The sequence below is a fragment of the Aurantiacibacter marinus genome, assembly GCF_001021555.1.
Classification (GTDB): Bacteria; Pseudomonadota; Alphaproteobacteria; order Sphingomonadales; family Sphingomonadaceae; genus Alteraurantiacibacter; species Alteraurantiacibacter marinus.
Window position 1 is genome coordinate 320,362 of record NZ_LDCP01000003.1, and the last position, 23,026, is coordinate 343,387.

A 23,026-nucleotide genomic window follows, 5' to 3' on the forward strand; every position below is an offset into this window, starting at 1 on the left:
GGGAACCGCAATGGTGCATCCGTATTTGTGCGGGACTTCCTATCCGGCCTTGCGGTCGGCTTCTAAAGGTTTGGTCGCAGGTTCCGGGCTGACGATGGCTGGAATCTGGGCTTTGACCAGGAGATCAAGTTTGGCGAGGCGTGACAAAGTGGTCTCTGCGTCTTCCGGTCGGCCATAAAGATAGCCTTGACCCTTGATCTCTCCCAGACCCCTGAGCTTGTCCAGCACGTGGCCGTTTTCGATGCCCTCTGCGGTGACAGGGATTGAAAGGCCTTTGCCGAGCGAAACGATGGCGCGCACCAGCTCTCCGCTGACATCTTCCGAAGCAATCTCGGTAACGAAGCTGCGATCGATCTTCAGCCGGTCGAAAGGCAAAGATCGCAATTGCGACAAGCTGGAATAGCCGGTCCCGAAATCATCAAGGCTGATGCGGATGCCCTGGTTTTTGAGGCTGGAGACAATCGAGCGGACTGCGCCGATGTTTTCGTGCAGACAGCTTTCGGTGATTTCGACTTCGAGCCTGTGCGGGGAAAACCCGCTTTCCACGATCATCTGGAGCAGCTTTTGCGCAAACCACGGATCGCGCAATTGCAGCGGTGAAATGTTTACGGACAGCGAAAGTTTCGGGTCCCATGCACTCGCATCCTTCAGGGCCTGACGGATCAGGCCTTCTGACAGAACTCCGATCACGTCGATTTCTTCGGCAATGGGAATGAAAACTTCGGGGCTGACGAGACCGTATTTCGCCGAATGCCAGCGTGCCAGCATTTCGAAGCCGACCAGATCGCCTGTCTCCAGATCGATCTGCTGTTCGTAATAGGGCACGAATTCACCCGTCTTCAAACCTTCGCGGATGCCGGTCTCCAAGGCGCTTCGGAAACGCAGTTCATCTTCCATCTGCGGTTCGAACCAATAGTGACGGTTTCGACCGCGTTTCTTGGCATGGTACATTGCAATGTCGGCGCGGTGGATCATGCGGTCAGCGGAAAGGGTATGTTCGCCGTCGTCAGCGTTATGGACAATGCCGACCGAAATTGTCGTTTCGATGCGAGCTTCGCCGTCCTCTATCGAAGCGGAAACACTGCGGATGATGGAATTTACCAGAGCATCGACCCGGTCTTGCGCGCTGCTGGAATAAGGAATGGCGCAGGCAAATTCATCGCCGCCGATGCGAACCAGGACGCCATCTTGTGGCAATTGGGCGCCGATACGGTCGGCGATGGTTGTCAGGACCCGGTCGCCGGCACGGTGGCCGTTCAGATCGTTGATCTGCTTGAAATTATCAATGTCGATCATCAGCACCGCAATTTGCTGCTGTTTTTCGTGCGAAGCGGCGCAAAGCGCATCAATTGCAGCAGGGCCGCTGCGACGATTGAGGCAGCCGGTGAGCGGATCGCGTTCTGCCAGTTTCCGGGCGCGGTCTTCAGCGCGGCGGCGTTCTTCTACCTCGCGGCGCAATTCATTGTATCGGCGCCAGCCAAATATGATCAGCGCAACATTCAGCAATACTGCGTTGGTCAGCAACAGGTCGGGCGCATCGCCCAGGCCCATCCATGCGCGCACGATTTGCGGCATGATCGTTCCCCCTGTCCCAACAAACAGGATCACCGCTGCAATCGCGATGCCGAGCGTAAGAATATCGCGGTCTGCAGGCATCAACGCCTTGCCAGACGTTCCGCTCTTGTCGTCCAATGCTTTTGCCAAAGTTTCGCCGTCCCCTGTCATGTAACGGGCTTATCGGACATTATGATCAATGTTCGGTTAATTGCCGGCGACGATCTGACACGCTAGGCGGGTGGCGAAAAATCAAGGAGGAACTTTTGCCCAATCACTGGCTGATGAAATCGGAACCGTTCAAATATTCATGGGATGATCTGGGCCGCGACGGAGAGACAATCTGGGACGGGGTGAGAAATCACCGTGCGGCGAACAATATGAAGGCAATGGAGGTGGGGGACCAAGTGTTCTTCTACCATTCCAACAAAGGTCTGGAAATTGTTGGCATCGCTTCTGTAAGTGAAGCCGGATTGATCGATCCCACCGATCCCGAAGGCAAATGGCCGACCGTAAAGATCAAGCCTGTGGCGGCAGTCGATAACCCGGTGACGTTGAAAGCGATCAAGGCCAATCCAGACCTTGAAGGCATCGAACTGGTTCGCCTGTCGCGTCTGTCGGTCGCCAAATTGACGCCAGAGGAATGGGACAAGATTATCGCCATGTCCAAAGGGTAGCGCGGCCACCCGGCAGGCTTGGATTACCTTTTGCGAAGGCCGCTGATTGTCGCGCCGCCGGCGCTCAATTGTTCGATATCGGTGATGCAGTGAAGCAGACGAATGCCGTCCATCGTCATCGCTTTTTCCAAAGCGGCGTCAAATTCGGCATTGGTGGTGACGCGTTTGCCCCAACCGCCATAACTTTGCGCCATCATGGCAAAGTCCGGATTGGCGAGGCGGGTGGAAGCTTCCCTTCCCGGGTACTCGCGTTCCTGATGCATTCGGATTGTGCCATAGGTGGAATTGTCGAACACGATCACCAGCAGGTTCAACCCATACTGTGCGGCGGTGGCCAATTCCTGCCCGTTCATCAGGAAGCAGCCGTCTCCCGCAGCGGAGACAACGCAGCGTTCCGGATAGCGCGCAGCGGCAGCGACAGCGGCAGGTACGCCGTACCCCATCGCACCGGCGGTAGGGGCCAGTTGTGACGGAAAGCCGGCATAGGGCCAATACCGGTGCCACCAACCAGCATAATTGCCCGCACCGTTGCAAATGATTGCGTCCTGCGGGATCATCCTGCGCGCTGTGCCCATGGCAACCGCCAGATCGAGATCGAATTGCGGTTCATCGCGGGGTGTATTCCATTCGAGCCACTCGGCATGCGCCTGCGGCCCGGCGTCGAACGGTATAATGTCGTCTGTGTCCCACAAAGCCGCGCTTTCAGCGAATTCCGCCATATCTGCGCACAAAGAAAGATCGGTGCGGTAAACCCGGCCCAGTTCTGCAGGATCGGGGTGAATGTGGATCAAAGCCTGATCGGGATGGTCAGGAGTTACCAGCGCATATCCGTCAGTGGTCGCCTCTCCCATGCGCGCGCCTACGACCAGCAGCAAATCGGCATCCTTTACGCGCTGCGTCAGCTTGGGATTGGGGCCGTAACCAAGGTTGCCGGCATAGATGCCGGAGGAAGGCGGTACAGCGTCCTGTCGCCGGAAAGCGGTCGCGACAGGGAGTCCGATCTTCTCGGCAAATTCGGTGAAGTAATGACGGGACCGCGCGTGCCAGCCCGCGCCGCCGACGATCGCCAGCGGGGCAGCGGCATCGCCAATCATGCGCATCATCGTGCCCATGGCATCGGGGCAGGGCGCCTGGGCCGGCCGGGTTACCGCTGGCCGTACTGGAGACAAAACAGCGGCTTCGTGCAGCATGTCTTCCGGCAAGGCGAGCACGACCGGACCAGGGCGACCGGAAATGGCAGTCGACCATGCGCGGGCGATGTATTCCGGAATACGCGATGCATCGTCGATCCGCGCTGCCCATTTGGCCAATGGCGTGAAAAAGGCTGTGAAATCGACTTCCTGAAACCCTTCGCGGTCTTTCATGCCGCGATCGACATCACCGATGAAAAGGATCATCGGCTGGGAATCCTGCATCGCCACATGCACGCCGATGCTGGCGTTGGTTGCGCCCGGACCGCGCGTGACGAAGGCCACGCCCGGCTTTCCCGTCATCGCGCCGTCGGCGCACGCCATGAACGCAACCCCGCCTTCCTGACGGCAGGTTATGGTCTCGATCTCCGCGCAATCGGCCAATGAATCGAGGACGGGAAGAAAACTCTCTCCCGGGACGGTGAAGATACGGTCACAGCCTTGTTCAACAAGACAATCGACGAGCAGGCGTGATGCGGTTCTGGCTTCTGGGCTGGTCATGGCTTCAGCGTTAGCGCCGAGTGGTTGCAGCAGCAACTGGTTGTGGATTGTCTGATACCGTCCCGTCTGTGGACAGGCCTGATAGCGCGATTTCGCATTTGGTTACCAAAAGCTTAAAACCCTGCCCATGAGACGCGCACTGGTTCTTACCGATGAGTCGGCCCGGCATCCGTTCCGGGCCTCCCTTCCGCCCCACGTTCTGCTTCGTGCGAACGAGATTGAGCGGACGGTGCCCTGGCGACTGCGCCTCAGCCTGACGCGCAAGGAAATGGAAAGCGTGGCAGCAACCTATGCCGCGGGATTTATCGCGACGATGACCTTCATCGCCTGATTGTTCTAAAGCGCTACATCCGATGCCACTTCGGCGTTGGTTTCTGCCCGATAAAGCCGCTGGCCCAGCCAGGCAGAGATCAGACACATCGCCGCACTCAGCAGCAATTGTTCGGCCAATGGCACGCCAACAGCGCTTAACCCCAAGGCGAACAGCGAACCCGTAACCATCGCCCCGGAATTGACGATATTGTTTGCCGCCACTGCCCGACTGGCCTGCGATGCGGGGACCTTGGTGGTAAGAAAAGCGTAAAGCGGCACCACGAACATCCCGCCGAAAATCGCAATCATCAGCAAGCTTCCCAGCACGGCCCACGCCAGCGGGTAGGACAGGAATGTAGTGATATCCATCAGCGTGTCGTCCACCAGCATGGCGTTCCACGCGCGGCAGACGAAGTAAAAAAGCGTCACCATCGCGCCCATGCCGAGCACCGAGACCGGAGAGTAGCGCGCGGAGACACGGCCTTTCAGCAACATGTTCACGGCGACAGAGCCGATCGCGACGCCGATCGAGAAGAACACAAGAAACAGGCTCGCGACCTTTTGGTCAGCCATCAGCACATTCTTCGCAAGCGGCGGAAACTGGATGAACAACACCGAACCGATGGTCCAGAAGAAGCTGATCGCGAGGATAGCGTAAAACACTTCGCGGTTATGCGTGATGTCCCGCACCATCCGCCAGGATGAAGTGAACGGATTGAAGTTAATCTTCTCGGGTTCGCCCATTGGCGGCGCCGGTGGCACCTGACGGCTGGTCAGATATCCGATAATCGCGAAACCGACTACCGCGACTGCGGCGACTTCTATCATTTCTGCAAGGAACCCGGCCAGGATCGTGCCGGTCATGATCGCCAGGTAGGTGCCTGCTTCTACCAATCCGGTACCTGCCAGCACTTCATCTTTTTCAAGGTGCTGGGGCAGGATCGCGTATTTGATCGGTCCGAAGAAGGTGGAGTGCACACCCATCGCGAACAGCGCCAGCATCAGCAGCGGAATGGCAATCACCTCCACCGCCAAACCCTTCCAGGCGAGAAAAAGTCCGAATGCGCCGACGGTCATGATGCCGATTTCGGCTGCCTTCACCATGCGGATGATCTTTGCCTTGTCGCTCAAATCAGCCAATTGCCCGGCTATTGCCGAAAACAGGAAGAACGGCAGGATAAACACCGCCGAAGCCAGCCCGGAGAACATCGTTTCCGCGTCAGCCGAGTTGTAAACCGCGTATACGACGAACAGCACCATCGTCGTTTTGTACAGGTTATCGTTGAACGCATTCAGCAACTGGGTCACGAATAACGGCAGGAAACGACGCTGCTTCAGCAGGTGGGTCGATGTGAACATATGGTGCTTGGCGCGGCCTTTTTCTTCACCCTGCGGGCAATCTTTATGGGGCTTATCGTCAATCCAGTAGGTAAGCCATGCTTTTTCCCGATGCATTAACGCGCTAGAGAGGCCCCATGTGGAGCCTTCCCAACATCCTCACCCTTTCGCGGATTCTCGCGCTGCCGCTGCTTGGCTTCCTTTTGTGGTGGCCGGGATGGGAGGTGGGGTACCTCGCAGCATTCGCGCTCTATTCGCTTATGGGCATCACAGATTACTTTGACGGTATGCTCGCGCGGTCCAGCGGGGCAGTCAGCAAACTGGGTATTTTCCTGGATCCTATAGCGGACAAGATCATGGTGGCGACCGTCATCCTGATTCTCGCGGCACAGGGCATTTTGCGCGGTCCCTACGTGGGTGACATGCACGTGATTGCCGGCCTCATCATCTTGATCCGCGAAATTGCTGTGTCCGGTCTGCGAGAATTTCTGGGCGGGCTGCAAGTTTCCATGCCGGTCAGCAAACTGGCGAAATGGAAAACAACTTTCCAGCTGATCGCCCTGGGCGCACTTATTCTGGGTGAAGGCCTGCCTGGCTGGACAATCATGATAGGCAGCCTTGACGCGAATGTCCCGCACACAGTCGGTCTCACAACCCTGTGGGGCGCGGCGATCCTGACGGTGATTACAGGCTGGGATTATTTGCGGGTCGGCCTCAAACACATGGATTGAGGCCGATACCCTTTCTAACCCTGGTCGAGCGCAAGCGAGCCCATGTCGATAACAAAGCGATAGCGCACGTCGGAATTTTCCAGACGTTCGAACGCAGTATTCACTTCATCCATGCGGATCATCTCGATATCCGGCATAACTTGCTTGTCGGCACAGAAATCCAGCATTTCCTGTGTTTCGGCAATTCCGCCGATGAAAGAGCCTGAAATACTGTTTTTGCCGAACATCATGAGCGCTGCGTTGGGCTGCTCGATCGGGCCAACCTGGCCGACAATCGAAATTTCGCCCCCGATATCCAGCAAGGGGATGTAAGGGTTGATGTCATGGATGACCGGGACGGTATCCACGATAACGTCAAAGCTTCTGGCAGCCTTTGCCATGGCGTCCTCGTCTGTTGAGAGGAGGAAAGCATCCGCGCCAAGCGAATCTGCATCTTTTGCCTTGTCTGGTGTTCGTGAAAGAACGGTCACATGTGCGCCCATGGCCGATGCCAGTTTGACCGCCATATGACCCAGGCCGCCGAGGCCGATGACAGCAACGCGGCTGCCCTCCTTTACGCCGCAGGCCTTGAGCGGCGAATAGGTCGTGATGCCGGCACAAAGCAGCGGTGCGGCCTTTGCGGGGTCAAGATTCGCCGGGACTGTCAGGACGAATTCTTCCCGCGCGGTAATGTGCTTGGAAAAGCCGCCATGGGTCATGCCGCCAGAATGGGCGTCGGGCGAACCGTAGGTCATCGTCATGCCTTCACGGCAGAACTGTTCCTGGTCGGCTTCGCATTGGTCGCAGTGCTGGCAACTATCGACCATGCAGCCGATCGCTACAGTATCGCCCACGCTGTGCTTTGATACATCGGTGCCGGTTGCAATTACCCGCCCGACGATCTCGTGTCCGGGAACAACCGGGTAAGTTGTCATCCCCCAATCGTCGCGGGCGAAATGCAGGTCCGAATGGCAGATGCCGCAGTAAAGAATCTCGATCGCGACATCGTTCGCCGCCAGATCATCCCGCCGATCAAATTTGAGCGGCGAAAGCTCTCCGCTTGTGTCTCTTGCGGCATATCCGATAGTCTGCATGGTGATGTTCCCCCCAGGAAGTAATTTCCAATTGAATGACTATGCCAACACTTCGCAGCCGGGCACAAGTCATTAAAATCGCTATCCGGCAACTTATCTAGCTGCTTCGATTTTCCGCGAGAGTGTTGTGATATTCCGCAACCGCGCGCGCTACGCCTTGCATCAATTCCATCCGGTCCGGCGTTTCGCGGCGTGTTTCTCCGATCATCACGGCCACGGCATAGTTGCAGCCATCAGGTGCTAACAACAATCCAACGTCGTTGTATCCCGATTGCCGGCCATTCCAATATTGCCCGGTGCCGGTTTTGTGGGCGATTTCCCAACCATCGGGTACGCCAGCCTTAAGCCGGTTCGGGCCGCTTTTTGTACGGCGGAGGACGGATATCAGCCAGTCTCTGCTGCCTGCCGATAAAATCTCCGCGCGAGAAAGGCGCGCAAGTGCCGAAGCGATGGCGAGCGGTGTCGCGCCGTCGACCGGATTGGATTGATAGCTGTTGAAGGCGATTTCGCGCTCATTTGCCGGCACCAGTTCCCGAGCGTCGAAAAAGCCCATGCCTGTGAAGGCATAGCTTTGCCGCCACGTCAGTCCAGCAATTGCACTTTGCATCATGCGTTCGCCGGGGCCGAAGCGAATCCCGATCATCTCCTTCTTGGCCAGCATCGCGCGGACAGCGTCAGGGCCGCCAATTGCGTTCAGCACCGCATCATTGGCCGTGTTGTCGCTTTCGGTCAGAGCGCGTTCGATCAGCTCTGCGATGTCGATTTCGACAGCTACTTCGTTCAGGATGCGGGCGCGGATTGGCTGGTGGAAAACGGCCAGATCATCGCGCGTAAGCCGGACTTTGTCTGATAGGCTCAATTCACCGCGGTCGGCGTGTTCAAGCGCTGTGATGGCGACCCACAACTTGCTGACGCTTTGTTGGGGCAGGATTTTTTCTTCCTCGAATCCGGTGCTCCAACCGTTCTTGATATCGATGACGGCAATGCCGGTCGAACCGCCGAATTCCAGTGCAAGCCGGTCTATCTCCGTCGCCAGCACATCGCGCGACAGCGCCAATGCCCAGTTGATTTCAGCGTTGATTTCAGGGTTGATTTCAGGGTCAGTTTCCGCGGAGTTCTCTCCAGCAAGGCTATCGCTATTGACCTGCCGACCATCAGCGTCCGGCGCATTGCAGCCGGACAGTGTCAGAGCGCCTATCAATAAAGGTATCAGGTATCGGATCATTATTGCCTATTGCCGCAAGGCCATTGTTTTCGCCGATAAACTGGCAAAAAATCAACCTGCGCGCAATTCATCGGCAAGCAGGCGGAATTCGTCGGAGCGGGGCGAGTTTGTGCGCCAGACCAGCGCAATTTCTCGGTGCGTGTTGCCACCTTTCAACGGCCGGGCGACCACATCGGTTTCGTGCAAAATGCCTGCATCGATCGCCATTTTCGGCAGCATAGTCAGGCCAAGACCGTTATCCACCATCTGCACCAGCGTGTGCAGGCTTGTGCCGATCATTGTCGCGCTTGCCCGCATTTCGGGGCGATTGCAGGCGGCAAGGGCATGTTCTTTCAGACAATGCCCGTCTTCCAGCAGCAGCAGGCGACCTTCGTCGATCATTCCGGGCGGGATTTCTGCAGGTGGATCGCGCGGGTCGTCTTTGGGGAAGGCGACGAAAAGTTCATCCTTTGCGATCACCTCTACCTCCACTTCCCCAGTGGCGAAGGGCAGGGCAAGCAGCACGCAATCCGCGCGGCCATGATGCAGCGATTCGATGGCGTGATCCGACGTTTCCTCGCGCAGGAACAGCTTCAATTGCGGGCGCTCCCTGCGCAGGCGCGGCAGGATGCGCGGCAGCAGGAACGGCGCGATGGTGGGGATTACGCTCATGCGAAGCTCCCCCGAAAGCGGCTTGCCAGCCGCTTGTACCAGTTCTGCCAGCTCTTCTGTCTCACGCAGGACTCGGTGCGCCTTGGCCACCACATTATTGCCCAGCGGGGTGAACCGCACGACGCGGCGGCTGCGTTCTACCAGAGTTACGCCGAGCAGCGATTCAAGTTCGCGGATGCCGGCTGAAAGCGTGGATTGCGAAACGAAGGACGCCTCTGCCGCACGGCCGAAATGACCATACTCGTGGAGTGATACAAGATATTGCAGTTGCTTGATCGTGGGGAGGTATGTGGACATGCCTAGTCCTGGCTCTCGGCCCCGGCCTGTTCCACCGTTTCCTCCGCCGCAGACTTAGCGTCCGCTTCAGTCCCATCTTCAACCTCAGATCCAGCCGCTTCGGCCTTCACATCATCGATATGGGTCATTTTCAAACGGCCCTTTTCGACGGCAAAGGCCAGTTTGCCCTCGACCAGATCGAGCGCGTCCTTCCCGAATATCTCGAATCGCCAACCTTCCAGAATTGGCAGCTTGCGAATGCCCGCAGCCAATGCCTCAAGCTCATCGGACTTGGTCAGCAGCCGGCTGGCCACGTCGATTTCGCGGGCGCGGATTTTCAGCAGCAGTTTCAGCAGGTCGGCCACCAATGCGCCTTCCTTGCCCAAAGGCGCTCCGCGTTTTGCCTTGGCAGGCAGTTCCTCCGCGGGCAACGGCTCGGCATTCTTGATAACGCGCATCAGGCGCTTGCCGATATCGTTCTCTTTCCAAGCGTTGGAAAGCCCGCGCACCTTGGCGAGATCTGCCTGCTGTTTCGGCGGGTGGCTGGCAATGTCGGCCATCGTTTCATCACGGATAATGCGGCCACGCGGAATGTCCTTATCCTGCGCCTCGCTTTCCCGCCAAGCGGCCAACGCCTTCAGGCGACCCAGCACAGCTGGGTTGCGGCCCGGTGCACGGATGCGGCGCCATGCCAGATCAAGATCGTTGGCGTAATTGGATGGGTCCGCCAGCTTGTCCATTTCCGCATTCAGCCAGTGGCCGCGATTGGTCTTGATGAGCTTTTTCAGCATTCTGGGGAAGATTGTTGCCAGATAGGTAACATCGCCGATGGCATATTCGATCTGTCGTTCGGTCAGGGGGCGGCGGCTCCAGTCGGTAAAACGAGCGCCCTTGTCGATGGTCTTGTTAAGCCAGCTTTCCACCAGATTGGCATATCCGATCTGTTCGGACTGGCTGATCGCCATCATCGCAATCTGCGTGTCGAAAATGGGGTAGGGCGTCTTGCCGGTAAGGTTGTAGACGATTTCCACATCCTGGCCACCAGCATGGAAAATCTTGAGCACCTCGTCATTCTCGCACAGCAGATCAAGCAGCGGAGTAAGATCAATGCCGTCTGCCAGCGGATCGATCGCAGCAGCTTCTTCTTCATTGCCGACCTGCACCAGACATAGCAGCGGATAATAGGTGTTTTCGCGCATGAATTCGGTGTCGACACACACGAATTCATGTTTCGCCAGCCGTTCACACAGCGCAGCCAAAGTTTCGGTATCGGTAATGAGGGGATGAATTTGCATGTCCGTCTTTTCTGTTCTGGCCGGTTCACCGACCTGCGCACGTCACTGTGTTCCTGATTTACAGATTCGGGCCGTAAATCTTGACAAAGCGCCGTGCATACCCTGTTAGCGCGCGCATAAAGCAGAAAGCCTTGTGCGGCGCGCTGACGCGCCCCAGAGCGCTTCATTGCGCCCCATAGCTCCATAGCCTCCGAAATGGAAAGAGTCCTCATGCACGCCTACCGTACCCACAATTGCGCACAGCTATCTCAAGGTAACGTCGGTGAAGCCGTCCGCCTGTCCGGCTGGGTCCATCGCAAGCGCGACCATGGCGGCGTGTTGTTTGTCGATCTGCGCGACCATTACGGCATCACGCAGATCGTGGCGGACGAAGATTCGCCCGCGCTGCAACTGCTCGATTCGCTGCGGCTGGAAAGCGTCATCACTATCGATGGCGAAGTGAAGGCGCGCGATGCGGAAGCGGTCAATGCCAATCTGCCAACGGGCTCCATCGAAGTGTTTGCGCGCAGTGTAAATGTACAAAGCCATGCCGACGAACTGCCGTTGATTGTGAACTCTGCCGAAGACTACCCGGAAGAAACCCGCCTGAAATATCGCTTCGTCGATCTCCGGCGGGAGCGGGTTCATGCCAACATCATGCTGCGCAACCGCGTCATCACAAGCCTGCGCGGCCGGATGATCGATCAGGGCTTCAGCGAATTCCAGACCCCAATTCTGGGCGCATCCAGCCCCGAAGGCGCGCGCGATTATCTTGTGCCAAGCCGCCTGCATCCCGGCCGTTTCTATGCGCTGCCGCAGGCCCCGCAAATGTTCAAGCAGCTGCTGATGGTGGCGGGCTTCGACCGTTATTTCCAGATTGCACCATGTTTCCGCGACGAAGATCTGCGCGCCGACCGTTCGCCGGAATTCTACCAGCTCGATTTCGAAATGAGCTTTGTGACGCAGGAAGATGTGTTCCAGACAATCGAACCTGTCCTGGCTGGTGTGTTCGAGGAATTTTCCGGCGACAAGACTGTCACTCCGGCGGGCGAATTTCCGCGCATTCCCTACGCCGAATCGTTGCTGAAATATGGCACCGACAAGCCTGACCTGCGCAACCCGCTGATCATCAGCGATGTGACCCATCACTTCGAAACATCAGGCTTTGGTATCTTTGAAAAGATCGTGGGCGGCGGCGGCGTCGTTCGTGCAATCCCTGCGCCGAACACGGTCGAGAAGAGCCGCAAGTTTTTCGACCAGATGAATGATTGGGCACGCCGCGAAGGTTTTTCCGGCCTTGGTTATGTCACCCGTAAGGGCGGCGAATTTGGCGGGCCAATTGCTAAGAACCACGGCCCTGAAGAAATGGCGAAGCTGTACGACGAACTGGGCCTTGGCGAAAACGATGGCCTGTTCTTTGCCGCGGGCAAGGAAAAGGATGTCATCAAGCTGGCCGGTGCCGCGCGCACCCGCGTTGGCGAGGAACTGGAGCTGATCGAGCAGGGCTGCTTCAAATTCTGCTGGATCGTCGATTTCCCTATGTTCGAATACGACGAAGAGCAGAAGAAGGTCGATTTCAGCCACAACCCGTTCTCCATGCCGCAGGGCGAGATGGAGGCGCTGGAAAATACCGATCCGCTCGAGATCAAGGCGTGGCAGTACGACATCGTCTGCAACGGCTATGAGCTATCGTCGGGCGCAATCCGGAACCACCGTCCGGATATCATGTACAAGGCTTTCGAAATCGCAGGCTATTCCAAGGCCGACGTGGACGAGAACTTCTCCGGCATGATCGAAGCATTCAAGCTGGGCGCACCGCCGCACGGCGGTTCCGCACCTGGCATTGACCGCATCGTGATGTTGCTGGCGGATGAGCCGAATATTCGCGAAGTCATCGCGTTCCCGCTCAACCAGAAGGCGCAGGATCTAATGATGGGCGCGCCCAGCGAAGTATCCGCCAAGGCGCTCCGCGATGTGCATATCCGCACGATTGAACCGTCTAAAGAACAGTCCTAAACGCAATTTTGTTCAGGTTTTGTTGAGGTAAACTGAACGAATGTGATTCCCGATCCATACCAAAAGGGGGAATCGGGATGAAGAATTGCGGGCTTTTTGCACTCGGTGCAGCACTCTTGTTCTCGGCAACGGGCGCGCAGGCTGAAACCTTGCGTGTCGCCGGCGTTTATCCGGCGGCCAGCGATGGCGCGATAGAAATCGAGGCCATCAGTGTCGAGCGGTTCGCCGGTTCTGATGGCCCGCGCCTGTCCTATCTGATTGAGGATAGATTGCGTGGAGTCGATATCGGCGGTGAGCCATGGTTCACCGTGCTCGCGCCCCAATTTGCCCAAGACGCGGACGGTGTTCTGGACGGCTATGCTGAGGCGCGCTTTTCCGAATATCGCTTTCCCGCGACGCGCACCATCTGCAGGCGCAGGGATGCGGAAAACGTCTGCATCGAATATCGTGATGTGGAAACAGAGTGCATTCGTCTCAGCGTCAGCCTGGAGCCGCAAATGCGTCTGGTGACGCTGGATGGGCGCATGCTCTGGTCCAGCAATATTCGCCGCAGCAGCGAAACCAGCTTTTGTCCTGAATTCGATCAGGCTCCTGATTTCGAGCCTGTCATTGCCGGCTGGGTGGATGAGTTCGTAGCGCATGTCCGGTCGAGCCTCGCCCCCCGGTCCAGCGCCAGCAATGTTAGGATCATGGAAGGGCGGCGCGGCCTTGATGGAGAATATCGTGCGCTGTTCCGCACGGCCGTTGCGCTAACCGATACTGACGAAAACGCGGCCTGCGACCTGTTTGAAACTCTGCGTGCAGACAATCCGGATCAGCCCTCGCTGGTGTTCAACGCTGGCCTTTGTGCGGAACGAGATGGTGATCTTGCCGCGGCGCAAGACATCTACCGCGTGGCGCTGTCCTCCAGCCGGTCGGATGACGAGGCACAAGATGGCCTTCGCCGCCTTTCGCAGCGGTTGCGGGCGGAGCGGCAGCTGGACCGGCGTGAAAGGCTCCTCGCGCTCCGCTATCCGTCGGCACCTTTGATCGCCGCGTCTCGCTAGAGCTACACCGGCGAAAAGTTTACTCGCGTTTGGCGCAAAGCGGGTACTTGCGCTTGCCCGCTGCGTTCATTAGGGCGAAAGCATCAAGCCACCCCCAAGAGGAAGAGGGATTACATGAGCGATATTGCCGCACGCGTGAAGAAGATCGTGGTCGAGCACCTCGGCGTTGAGGAAGACAAGGTTGCCCCAGAGGCAAGCTTCATCGACGATCTGGGCGCGGACAGCCTCGACATTGTCGAGCTGGTCATGGCCTTTGAAGAAGAATTCGGCGTTGAAATTCCGGACGACGCTGCCGAGAAGATCAATACGGTTGGCGATGCCAACAAGTATATCGAAGAGAACGCCAGCTAAGACTGGATTGGCCCTGTTCGCGAACGGTCCCGCCAGACGCGGATGGGCATGGAAGGCTCAGCCAGATGGCTGGGCCTTTCTTGATTGCGGAGAGATAATATGCGGCGTGTCGTCGTAACCGGCCTTGGCCTTGTCACCCCACTTGGCGGTGATGTCGAAACAACCTGGTCCAATCTGATCGCAGGCGAAAGCGGCATCGGACAGATCACCCATTTTGACGCTTCTGACCAGAAATGCACCATCGCGGGCGAGGTAAAGCCCGCTGATCATGCATGGGGCTTCGACGCGAACAAGCGCGTGGACCACAAGGTGCAGCGGCAGGTCGATCCGTTCATCGTGTTCGGTATCGATGCCGCAGGGCAGGCGCTGGAAGACGCGGGCCTGACCGAAATGGACGATGCGACAAAACTGCGCGCGGGCTGCTCCATCGGATCGGGCATTGGCGGTCTGCCGGGTATCGAGAGCGAATCCAGGGTGCTGGCCGAAAAAGGTCCGGGCCGCGTGTCTCCGCACTTCGTCCATGGCCGCCTGATCAATCTGATCAGCGGACAGGTATCGATCAAATACGGCCTGATGGGCCCGAACCATGCCGTCGTGACGGCATGTTCGACCGGTGCCCATTCCATTGGCGATGCTGCCCGCATGATCCGCGACGATGATGCAGACATCATGCTGGCTGGCGGCGCAGAGGCAACCATTTGCCCGATCGGCATTGCCGGGTTTGCTCAGGCGCGCGCGCTGAATACCGGCTTCAACGATCGCCCGACCGAAGCCAGCCGTCCTTATGACAAAGACCGTGAAGGCTTTGTGATGGGTGAGGGCGCAGGTGTTGTCGTGTTGGAGGAATACGAACACGCCAAGGCACGCGGCGCGAAAATCTACGCCGAAGTGGTTGGTTACGGACTGTCAGGCGATGCCTATCACGTCACCGCGCCGCATCCTGATGGCTTGGGCGCGGAAAACGCCATGCGCATGGCGATCCGCAAGGCCGGGATGGAACCGTCAGACATTGATTACGTCAATGCCCACGGTACCTCCACCATGGCAGACACAATCGAGCTTGCAGCGGTAAGGCGTGTGCTCGGCAGCGATCTGGGCGGTGCCAGCATGAGCAGCACCAAATCGGCCATCGGGCACCTTCTGGGCGGCGCTGGCGCGGTAGAGAGCATTTTCTGCGTCCTCGCCATCCGCGACGGAATCGTTCCGCCCACGCTGAACCTGCACAACCCCGATGATGGCACCGAAGGCGTAGATCTCGTTCCGCTCACCGCGAAAAAGCGGGAAGTGAACGCAGTGCTCAACAACAGCTTCGGATTTGGTGGCACCAATGCATCCCTGGTGATGAAGCGGGTCGACTGACATGAAAAAATTGCTCGCGGGCATAGTCGCGCTGGGCTTGCTGGCGGTACTGATCGTGGGCGGCTGGTTCGCTGCGGGCTGGTATGGCGGCTCCGAGATTGAAGAGGAGACGGCCTTCATTGTCCCGTCCGGCTCCTCGCTGACTTCGGTTGCGCAAAAGCTGGAGGAAGAAGGCCTCATTGCCTCTGCCGATGGCTTCCTGCTGCGCGCAAAAATTCTTGGCGGCAGCGATCCGATCAAGGCTGGCGAGTTCCTGCTGGCAGCAGGGGCGAGCGGGTCCAAGATACTCAGCACATTGCAGAGCGGCGACGTGATCCGCAGGTTTGTGACCATTCCCGAGGGCACCCCTTCTGTGATCGTGCATGATCTGCTGATGGCGGAAGACCTGCTGGTGGGCGAGATACCGGTGCCGGACGAAGGCTCAGTCCTTCCCGAAAGCTACGACTTCGAACGCGGGGAAGAGCGCATTGCAGTGCTCGCCCGGATGCAGCGCGCAATGGACGAAACGGTTGCGGAGCTGTGGCCAAACCGGACATCTCGCACAGTCGCGACAACGCCGCAGGAAGCCGTGATCCTTGCCTCTATCGTGGAGAAGGAAACCGGCGTCCCGGAAGAACGGCGCATGGTTGCAGGCCTCTACTCCAACCGCATCCGGCAAGGGATCATGCTGCAGGCTGACCCGACTATTATCTATCCCATCACGCGCGGCCGCCCGCTGGGTCGCCGTATTCGCCAGTCCGAAATTCAGGCGATCAACGGATACAACACATATCAGATGCAGGGCCTGCCCAATGGCCCCATCGCCAACCCTGGTCGCGCCAGCATTGAAGCTGTGCTGAACCCTGAAGAAACCGATGCGATCTATATGGTTGCAGACGGTTCCGGCGGGCATGAGTTCAATTCCACGCTCGACGGGCATAACGCCGCAGTCGAACGCTGGTTCGCCTTGCGACGTGAACGCGGCGAGATGTGACCGGGGAGCGATCTGGTCCTGCTCCGCTTATCCTGACGGCAATGCTGCCGGACGATCTGCACAGCTGGGCCACCGGCCTGCGGCGCGATTATTTTCCGCCCGAACGCAATCATCTTGAGGCGCATGTGACGCTGTTCCACGCGCTGCCGCCAAGCAGCGAGAGCGAGGTGCGTGATTGCTGCGCGGCGTTTGCCCGCGATTATCCGCCGGTCCCAGCGCGGCTGTGCGGCATCATGAAGCTGGGGAAGGGCACTGCTCTGAAGTTGGAGAGCGAGGCGATGCTTTCATTGCGTGACGAGCTGGCAGACCGCTTTCATGGCCTGCTGACGCCGCAGGATGAACATACGCCGCGCCTTCATGTCACGATTCAGAACAAGGTCAGCCTTGAAGAAGCGAAGGCTTTGCAGGCTGAATTGGGCCCGCTTGTAACCCCGCGTGATTTCGCCTTTGCAGGTCTATCATTGCATACCTATCGCGGCGGACCGTGGGATCACCTGAAGAGCTGGCGTTTTCGCGGTTGACCCGCGGCGCACGGCTGCTAAATGCGCCGCCTTGCCCCGCGCTGCGTAGCACCGCCGGTCAATGCCTTTCGGGGCGGAGTAGCTCAGGTGGTTAGAGCAGCGGAATCATAATCCGCGTGTCGGGGGTTCGAGTCCCTCCTCCGCTACCAAATTTCCTAATCTCGACAAGCAGCTTGCCCATGACATGGTGCTGCAGTGTCAATTTTGCGCCAGGCGTGATAACTTCTCCGCAGGGTCGCTGATTGGGAGTCAGCGAAAATGACGGAGCAATTAGACGATACGAAGCTTGAGGCGCTTGCGGGAAAGGTCATAGGCGATGTCGCCGGTGCCTTAAGCCTCTTCATGGCGTATATTGGCGATCAGGCCGGGGTATACCAAGCTCTGGATGGTGCGGGCCCCGTGACCGTCGATCAGCTCAGCGCAAAGACGGGCCTGAACGCAAAGTACCTTTTGCAGTGGCTCGGCTCCAACGCGGCGGCGGGCTATGTAACCTATCACCCGGAAGAGGAGCGGTTTTCGCTATCTCCGGAGCAGGCGCTTGTCTTTACCCGAGAGGGCCAGCCAGCGTGCATGCAGGGATTTTTCCAGGCTGTTGTTTCACAATACGAAACTCAGGCGAAGGCTGTCGAAACCTTCATGTCCGGCGAAGGAAGGCCTTGGGGCGATCATAGCGATTGCTGCTTCTGCGGGACGGATCGCTTTTTCAGGCCCGGCTATGCCGCGAACCTGATTGAAAGCTGGATACCATCACTGGGCGGCGTGGAGGAAAAGCTCAAAGCGGGTGCAAAGGTTGCCGACATCGGCTGCGGACACGGATCATCGACTATCCTGATGGCAGAGGCTTATCCGCAGTCCACAATTGTCGGCATAGATTTTCATGCGCCATCGATCGAGAAGGCCAGGGCCAAGGCCGCGAGTGCCGGCGTTACCAATGTCGAGTTTCAAGTTGCCAGAGCGCAGGATTTTGAAGGGACAGGATTTGATCTTGCCTGCATATTCGATGCCCTGCACGATATGGGCGATCCAGTGGGGGCGGCAGCGCATATCAGGCAATCATTGTCCCCGACGGGTACCTTCATGCTCGTTGAACCGGTTGCCGGAGACAGCATGAGCGAGAACATGCACCCTCTCGGCCAGATATATTATGCGTTCTCTACCACCGTTTGCACACCGACATCCCTCGCGCAGGAAGTGGGATTGGGCCTGGGCGCACAGGCGGGCCAAAGGCGGCTGACAGAGGTGCTCAATCAGGCTGGCTTCGCCAATGTGAGGCGGACTGCGGAAACGCCGACCAACATGGTCCTCGAAGTGACCAACTGATCCGGAGAAGAATTTGTGTCGGAGGATTAGTCCGCGTGTGAGAGGGGCGTGCCCCTACCTTGCTGCATATCTTTGTCGGACAGACCGGACCCAGGTGCGCTCCTGCGCGGCAAAAGAAAACGTTTGGGTCGTTTTCTTGAGAGTGTTAGGCTCTGCGCTCAACTAAATGGGGGCTCCAATGAAGAAATTAATTGTCATCACCAGTGCCGCGATGCTCGCTGCTTGTGGAAGCGCGGAACCGGCAGAAGAAACCGTAGCGGTTGCCGATGCCGAGGCACCTGCAGAAGTCATGTCGCTTAACGAAACGACTTGGACATTCGTAATGGATGACATGGAAATCATGGAGTCAATCGACGCGAGCGGCAACTACATCGCAAATGCCGGAGATGAGCATTATGATCACGGCACATATGTGTTGGCGGACGCAAAGCAGTGTTTCACCAGCGCGATGAACGATGAGGGCCAGATGTGCTGGACGACACCGGCCGAGATTGCAGTGGGTGAAAGCGCGGACATTACGAGCGACGCAGGCGACCCGCTTACCGTCACTCGCATCGAATATACGCCGTTGACCATGTAGCACGGCTTCGCAGCCTTTCTGACCTTACGACGCTGCTGTCCATTGCCTTCGCAACTCGAGTTCGGGGTGCGGAGGCAAGGCAGCGGTTCGATCCTATGCATATCATCGGCATCAGGCGCCGAGCCCGTCGAAGCGTCACCGATGAACGGCTTTGGCTACGCATCAGCCAAGGCTGCGCTCAACGCTTATGCCAAAAATCTCGCCATTCGTGGGGGTTACCGGAGCGCGCCCGGCATCGATGGCGGGCAAGGGGAAAAGCACCCTCTGGCCAGCGGAGGTCGGATGGTAGCTATCCGATCATACCCCCGTGTCGAGGGATCGAGTTCCTTCTCCGCTATCAATATCCCTTCAGCGTGAGAACACCGCACCATGCGGTGCGCCTTCGCCGGTCCAGCCATGGGGCCAGTTTCGACTGCCAAAGCTGAACCCGATCTCGCCGTCTTCGCCGCGAAAAGTTTCGTCGATTGTCAGTGCACCTGTCGTTTCATTGAGCTTAAGCAGATACATCCGTTGCCCAGCTCTGCCGGGGGTGACCACGAGCCTGCGGGTTTGGGGGTCCCAAGCTGTCCAATGCGGATGGAAATCGTCTCCCATCTCGAGGCGCGAGACCTCCACTGGCGTGGCGCCTTCAGAAATGTCCAGGACAATGAAGGCGTGGATGTCGGGTACGGCCTGCACCATGTAACGTCCCATAATCGTGGGCACGCCGCACCAGTTTCCCGGATATTGGTGTACCAGCTGCGCTTGTGGAACTGGGCGGTCGAGGCCGGTCACGCGCTGAACTCCGCATGACAAGGTGTGGACATAGACTGTGCCATCTGGTCCGACCCGCGGCTCCTCCGGAGACATATGTCCATTGAGACGTGGGCCGGGATCGAGGCGATACGTTCCGAGAAGTGCTAGATTTGACAGCTGGAAGACTTGGTAGGTGTTGCTTGTCATCAGCCAGTCGTCGCCCATAGGCGAGTTGGTGACGAGCACCCGATCAATCTCCGGGAGGATCGCCAGGCCATAAGGTAGCAAGCCTTCTTCGGCGAATGCAGGATCAGCGTTACTGACCGCACGGACCATCTCGCCCTTGTCGTTGATTTCCACGATGCCGCCGCTCATGACCGGCATGTTCATCCCCGCCTGGTGTTCGGCGTGCTGGAAAGTCGCGAGGATATTGCCATTCGGCAGGCGAACGAAGCTGTGCGGCATGCTGTAGCCGCCAAGGTTCATAAATGCCGCGGCCTGGCGTGGCTCCAACGGGTTCGTCAAATCGAGAATGATCGTCCTGTTAGCGTCATGATCATTGGCGAACAGCATGCCGCTCGCCGGCATCTCGTATTCGGTATGATGCGCGTTCACGCTCCGTTGGTCAGTGGCTTCGCTTGTGACAATCCTGCCGTAGTTCGCCGATTCCGGATCGGCATCAATGACCGTGACGAAGTCGTTTCCCTCACCGGCGCGATCACCGACCCAAACGTAAAGATATTTTCCGGCATCATCCTGGGCGACAGATTGCCCGCCGACGACGAATGCCGACAAAGCCCCCAAAATCGCGAGAAGTTTTCTAAACATTGCAATGTCCCCAAGCTAGCGATCCGGTGGAACGTGCCTAACATCCAAACCGTGGATTTGCCAATCACTGCACCTTCGCCGGTTTACGGGTTAAAGATGCGTGCCGCCGATAAATTTTCCCGTGTCGGGGGTACCAGTTCATCCTCCGCTACCATTTCACAGATTTGCAAAGTCAGAGAATGCCGACGGTAAGCAGCCTGTTCGGACAGTCTTGCCGATTGCTGCGTTGGGAGTTCAGGCAGGCATGACCAAATCGCGGACTTGCAGGCTCCAGCCTGGTTGCATGCCTTGGGCACACAACAGCGTACAAATTTTTCACGTCGATAAAATAAAATTACGAAACGTCTTAATTTATGTTAGCTTTGGCGGCCAATCTCGAGGGGGGAATAATGAGAATATTAGTATTTGTTTTATCGATGTTTTTGGTATCTGGGACGGCGTCGGCGCAGCAGACCAATCCGTTGACATGTTGGTACAATGATTCCGGACAGTACACAGGGGCCGATACGGGTAATCCAGCCGGGATTTCACGCGCCAATGAAATCCGGCAATACCGGACCGGGGATTATGCCTTCGGGTTGCGGCTCGATATATGGCAGAGCGGCAATGATTGCCCTGCGACAATCGAGTTCAGCCCTGACCTTGAGCCTGCCGGCGGCGGTCTTGACTGGACGCTTCCCGCAACATTCGGATCGGTCAAGCTTGTGGGCGGCAATTTGTCGGCACCTAATGGCACGGCTATCGAGCAATTATTGACTGCTGGTGGTAGTATCGCAGCTGGAGCAGCCACTGATGCGGAGTGCTACGGCATGATTGCGCGGGCTCCTGACTATGATGTGTATTATGACAGCACACGTTCGCGCACAACGACAACGCTGATGATCACAACGCTCTCGCAGGCCGATACAACTCTGGTTATCAATGGCCCCAACGGCGAATGGTATTGTGATGATGATTCAGGCGGCAGTTTCAATGCGCATGTTGCGTTCGCTGCTCCCGTCTCTGGTCTCTACAATATCTGGGTGGGCACTTTTGACAGCAGCACGGCGCCAGCCACGCTTGTAGTTTCGGAAGCTCGCAGCCGCTAATTCGGTCGCTTGCCGGTCATGCTCGATTGGGCCGTATTCGATCGGGCGGGCATATCTTCAGGTCGTATCTTCAGGGCAAACATATAGGGCAAAAGCACATGCTGCTTTTATTCCGCTCTGAAGTACGCACCAATTTGCAGCCACGGTAAGCGGAAGCTTGCCGTGGCTGTTTCTTTAACTCTCCCGCTTCCTTGCGGCAGGCCAGCCCGGATTGTTTCTCTGTCTCGATCCTGTTCGCGTCAGGATTGATCAAGCGATCACAGCTCCAGCCATACTTCTGCAGATTCCGCTTCGCTCAAAGTGAAGCTTCTGATTTCAAGGCCGGGGATCAGTGCGCCTTCGATCTCTGTTGCCCTTCTGACCCAGTCGGAATCGCTCAGCACGGCGCACTTATCGTATTTTGCCAGAAGGCCGAACAGCCTGGGCAGCATGCTGAATTCCACAGCGAGTGCTCCCAGCGTCGGCATCTTGAAATCACCGATCCGATACAGCATTCGGCCATTTTCCACGTCTTGTGATTTCGCAAGAAGTTCTTCCATCGCGATCCGCATGCCGTCGGCATCAAGTGGACCATCAAAATCAATGTCGACCCTGTTATCTGATCGCTTGGTGACCTTGAACATAATCCGTCTCCTTATTTCCAGCGTCGAAAAAGCGCTGATTGCCACAATGGGATGTTTGGCAAATATGCCTGATCGGGGGCGCCGGCATTGATCTGGATCAATAATCGTACCGGATGCCGTGGGCCCAGCGGCTGACATCTGATGGAGCAGGGCCAGCATTTCTGATAACCATTGTGATGGGAGGACGCAGTGATGGCGACACCGGAAGAACAATTGGCCACCATGCTGGCGAACTTGCCGCAGAAGACTGGCAGGCCGCTCGATCGATGGCTTGAATTGCTATCGGCGCAGGGCCTCGAAAAGCACGGTCAGATCGTGAAATTTTTGAAAGCGGATCACGGCGTAACACATGGCTTTGCCAATCTGATCGCGAGCAAATCACTGGAAGGTGCGCAGCCCGCCGATCCGGTTGGTGAACAGTATTCCGGTGCCAGGACGCAGCTGAAGCCGATTTACGACGCCATCATTGCGTTCGCGGCAAGTCTAGGGGCCGACACCGAGGTTGCGCCAAAGAAGACGAGTGTGAGCCTGCGAAGGAAAAAACAGTTCGCCCTGATTACCCCTGCGACAAAAAGCAGGATTGATCTTGGGCTGGCCCTGAAGGGCAATGAGTTTGATGGTCGATTGGAAATGTACAACGCGATGTGCAGCCACCGTGTCCGACTAGAAGCGGTTCAGGATTTTGACGATGAAGTGAAAGGCTGGTTGGCTAAGGCCTATTCCCGCGCAGGTTAGCCCCTTAGCCAGCAGGATTTGACCTCGCCGCCGCCATCGTCCAACCGTT

Annotated in this window: 22 protein-coding genes and 1 tRNA gene; 14 read left to right on the forward strand and 9 right to left on the reverse strand. The window is 57.6% G+C overall.

From position 1 onward, the window contains the following. Positions 1 to 39: 39 nt before the first annotated feature. Positions 40 to 1,725 (reverse strand): putative bifunctional diguanylate cyclase/phosphodiesterase, encoded by a 1,686-nt coding sequence (locus AB731_RS11615; RefSeq protein WP_231638933.1) that lies wholly within the window; start codon positions 1,723 to 1,725, stop codon positions 40 to 42. Between the two features lie 113 nt (positions 1,726 to 1,838). Between AB731_RS11615 and AB731_RS11620 the strand changes: the two genes are divergently transcribed. After that, on the forward strand, positions 1,839 to 2,231 hold the full coding sequence (locus AB731_RS11620; RefSeq protein WP_047093998.1) for an EVE domain-containing protein: 393 nt from the start codon (positions 1,839 to 1,841) through the stop codon (positions 2,229 to 2,231). 23 nt (positions 2,232 to 2,254) lie between these two features. Here AB731_RS11620 and AB731_RS11625 read toward each other — a convergent pair whose 3' ends face one another. Beyond that, entirely contained in the window at positions 2,255 to 3,922 is a 1,668-nt protein-coding gene (locus AB731_RS11625; protein ID WP_047094249.1) for a thiamine pyrophosphate-binding protein, read from the reverse strand. A 127-nt stretch (positions 3,923 to 4,049) separates the two neighbouring features. On the opposite strand from AB731_RS11625, the gene AB731_RS11630 reads away from it, so the two are divergent. Then, positions 4,050 to 4,253 carry a hypothetical protein gene (locus tag AB731_RS11630; RefSeq protein ID WP_047093997.1) on the forward strand — a complete coding sequence of 68 codons (204 nt, stop codon included), beginning with the start codon at positions 4,050 to 4,052 and terminating at the stop codon, positions 4,251 to 4,253. 5 nt (positions 4,254 to 4,258) lie between these two features. Here the strand turns inward: AB731_RS11630 and AB731_RS11635 are convergent, their stop codons facing one another. Then, the gene (locus AB731_RS11635) at positions 4,259 to 5,593 is read right to left on the reverse strand and encodes an MFS transporter (protein ID WP_047094248.1); all 1,335 of its coding nucleotides are present in this window, start codon (positions 5,591 to 5,593) and stop codon (positions 4,259 to 4,261) included. Positions 5,594 to 5,709: 116 nt separating this feature from the next. On the opposite strand from AB731_RS11635, the gene pgsA reads away from it, so the two are divergent. Beyond that, a complete protein-coding gene (gene pgsA, locus AB731_RS11640; protein ID WP_047093996.1) occupies positions 5,710 to 6,303 on the forward strand; it encodes a CDP-diacylglycerol--glycerol-3-phosphate 3-phosphatidyltransferase in 594 nt (197 codons plus the stop codon). Between the two features lie 14 nt (positions 6,304 to 6,317). Here pgsA and AB731_RS11645 read toward each other — a convergent pair whose 3' ends face one another. From AB731_RS11645 to rnd, 4 genes are all read right to left on the reverse strand, one after another. Then, complete coding sequence (locus AB731_RS11645) at positions 6,318 to 7,376, reverse strand: NAD(P)-dependent alcohol dehydrogenase (RefSeq protein ID WP_047093995.1); 1,059 nt, start codon at positions 7,374 to 7,376, stop codon at positions 6,318 to 6,320. 97 nt (positions 7,377 to 7,473) lie between these two features. Continuing rightward, complete coding sequence (locus AB731_RS11650; RefSeq protein ID WP_047093994.1) at positions 7,474 to 8,601, reverse strand: serine hydrolase; 1,128 nt, start codon at positions 8,599 to 8,601, stop codon at positions 7,474 to 7,476. Between the two features lie 51 nt (positions 8,602 to 8,652). Then, positions 8,653 to 9,549: a hydrogen peroxide-inducible genes activator gene (locus AB731_RS11655; RefSeq protein ID WP_047093993.1), complete on the reverse strand. Its 897-nt coding sequence runs from the start codon at positions 9,547 to 9,549 to the stop codon at positions 8,653 to 8,655. 2 nt (positions 9,550 to 9,551) lie between these two features. Then, complete coding sequence (rnd, locus tag AB731_RS11660; RefSeq protein ID WP_047093992.1) at positions 9,552 to 10,823, reverse strand: ribonuclease D; 1,272 nt, start codon at positions 10,821 to 10,823, stop codon at positions 9,552 to 9,554. A gap of 210 nt (positions 10,824 to 11,033) precedes the next feature. Here rnd and aspS point away from each other — a divergent pair, with 210 nt between their 5' ends. From aspS to AB731_RS11705, 9 genes are all read left to right on the forward strand, one after another. Then, positions 11,034 to 12,818: an aspartate--tRNA ligase gene (aspS, locus tag AB731_RS11665; protein WP_047093991.1), complete on the forward strand. Its 1,785-nt coding sequence runs from the start codon at positions 11,034 to 11,036 to the stop codon at positions 12,816 to 12,818. A gap of 77 nt (positions 12,819 to 12,895) precedes the next feature. Beyond that, positions 12,896 to 13,864, forward strand: a complete 969-nt coding sequence (locus AB731_RS11670; RefSeq protein WP_047093990.1) for a tetratricopeptide repeat protein — start codon at positions 12,896 to 12,898, stop codon at positions 13,862 to 13,864. A 114-nt stretch (positions 13,865 to 13,978) separates the two neighbouring features. Continuing rightward, complete coding sequence (locus AB731_RS11675; RefSeq protein ID WP_047093989.1) at positions 13,979 to 14,215, forward strand: acyl carrier protein; 237 nt, start codon at positions 13,979 to 13,981, stop codon at positions 14,213 to 14,215. Positions 14,216 to 14,314: 99 nt separating this feature from the next. After that, the gene (gene fabF / locus AB731_RS11680) at positions 14,315 to 15,574 is read left to right on the forward strand and encodes a beta-ketoacyl-ACP synthase II (protein ID WP_047093988.1); all 1,260 of its coding nucleotides are present in this window, start codon (positions 14,315 to 14,317) and stop codon (positions 15,572 to 15,574) included. Between the two features lies 1 nt (position 15,575). Then, entirely contained in the window at positions 15,576 to 16,547 is a 972-nt protein-coding gene (gene mltG / locus AB731_RS11685; RefSeq protein ID WP_047093987.1) for an endolytic transglycosylase MltG, read from the forward strand. After that, complete coding sequence (locus AB731_RS11690; protein WP_331386706.1) at positions 16,544 to 17,068, forward strand: 2'-5' RNA ligase family protein; 525 nt, start codon at positions 16,544 to 16,546, stop codon at positions 17,066 to 17,068. The genes mltG and AB731_RS11690 overlap by 4 nt, the downstream gene beginning before the upstream one ends. Before the next feature lie 72 nt (positions 17,069 to 17,140). Continuing rightward, a tRNA-Met gene (locus AB731_RS11695) sits at positions 17,141 to 17,217 on the forward strand. 109 nt (positions 17,218 to 17,326) lie between these two features. Further along, positions 17,327 to 18,388: a class I SAM-dependent methyltransferase gene (locus AB731_RS11700; protein ID WP_047093985.1), complete on the forward strand. Its 1,062-nt coding sequence runs from the start codon at positions 17,327 to 17,329 to the stop codon at positions 18,386 to 18,388. A 178-nt stretch (positions 18,389 to 18,566) separates the two neighbouring features. After that, entirely contained in the window at positions 18,567 to 18,968 is a 402-nt protein-coding gene (locus AB731_RS11705; RefSeq protein ID WP_047093984.1) for a hypothetical protein, read from the forward strand. A gap of 348 nt (positions 18,969 to 19,316) precedes the next feature. Here AB731_RS11705 and AB731_RS11710 read toward each other — a convergent pair whose 3' ends face one another. Next, positions 19,317 to 20,531: a hypothetical protein gene (locus tag AB731_RS11710; protein ID WP_156167450.1), complete on the reverse strand. Its 1,215-nt coding sequence runs from the start codon at positions 20,529 to 20,531 to the stop codon at positions 19,317 to 19,319. 416 nt (positions 20,532 to 20,947) lie between these two features. Here AB731_RS11710 and AB731_RS11715 point away from each other — a divergent pair, with 416 nt between their 5' ends. Next, positions 20,948 to 21,619, forward strand: a complete 672-nt coding sequence (locus AB731_RS11715; protein WP_052769020.1) for a hypothetical protein — start codon at positions 20,948 to 20,950, stop codon at positions 21,617 to 21,619. 257 nt (positions 21,620 to 21,876) lie between these two features. Here the strand turns inward: AB731_RS11715 and AB731_RS11720 are convergent, their stop codons facing one another. Further along, positions 21,877 to 22,401: a SpoIIAA family protein gene (locus tag AB731_RS11720; protein WP_231638934.1), complete on the reverse strand. Its 525-nt coding sequence runs from the start codon at positions 22,399 to 22,401 to the stop codon at positions 21,877 to 21,879. A 33-nt stretch (positions 22,402 to 22,434) separates the two neighbouring features. Between AB731_RS11720 and AB731_RS11725 the strand changes: the two genes are divergently transcribed. Continuing rightward, positions 22,435 to 22,977, forward strand: coding sequence for a DUF4287 domain-containing protein (locus AB731_RS11725; RefSeq protein ID WP_047093982.1), 543 nt, complete (start codon positions 22,435 to 22,437; stop codon positions 22,975 to 22,977). Positions 22,978 to 23,026 lie beyond the last annotated feature (49 nt).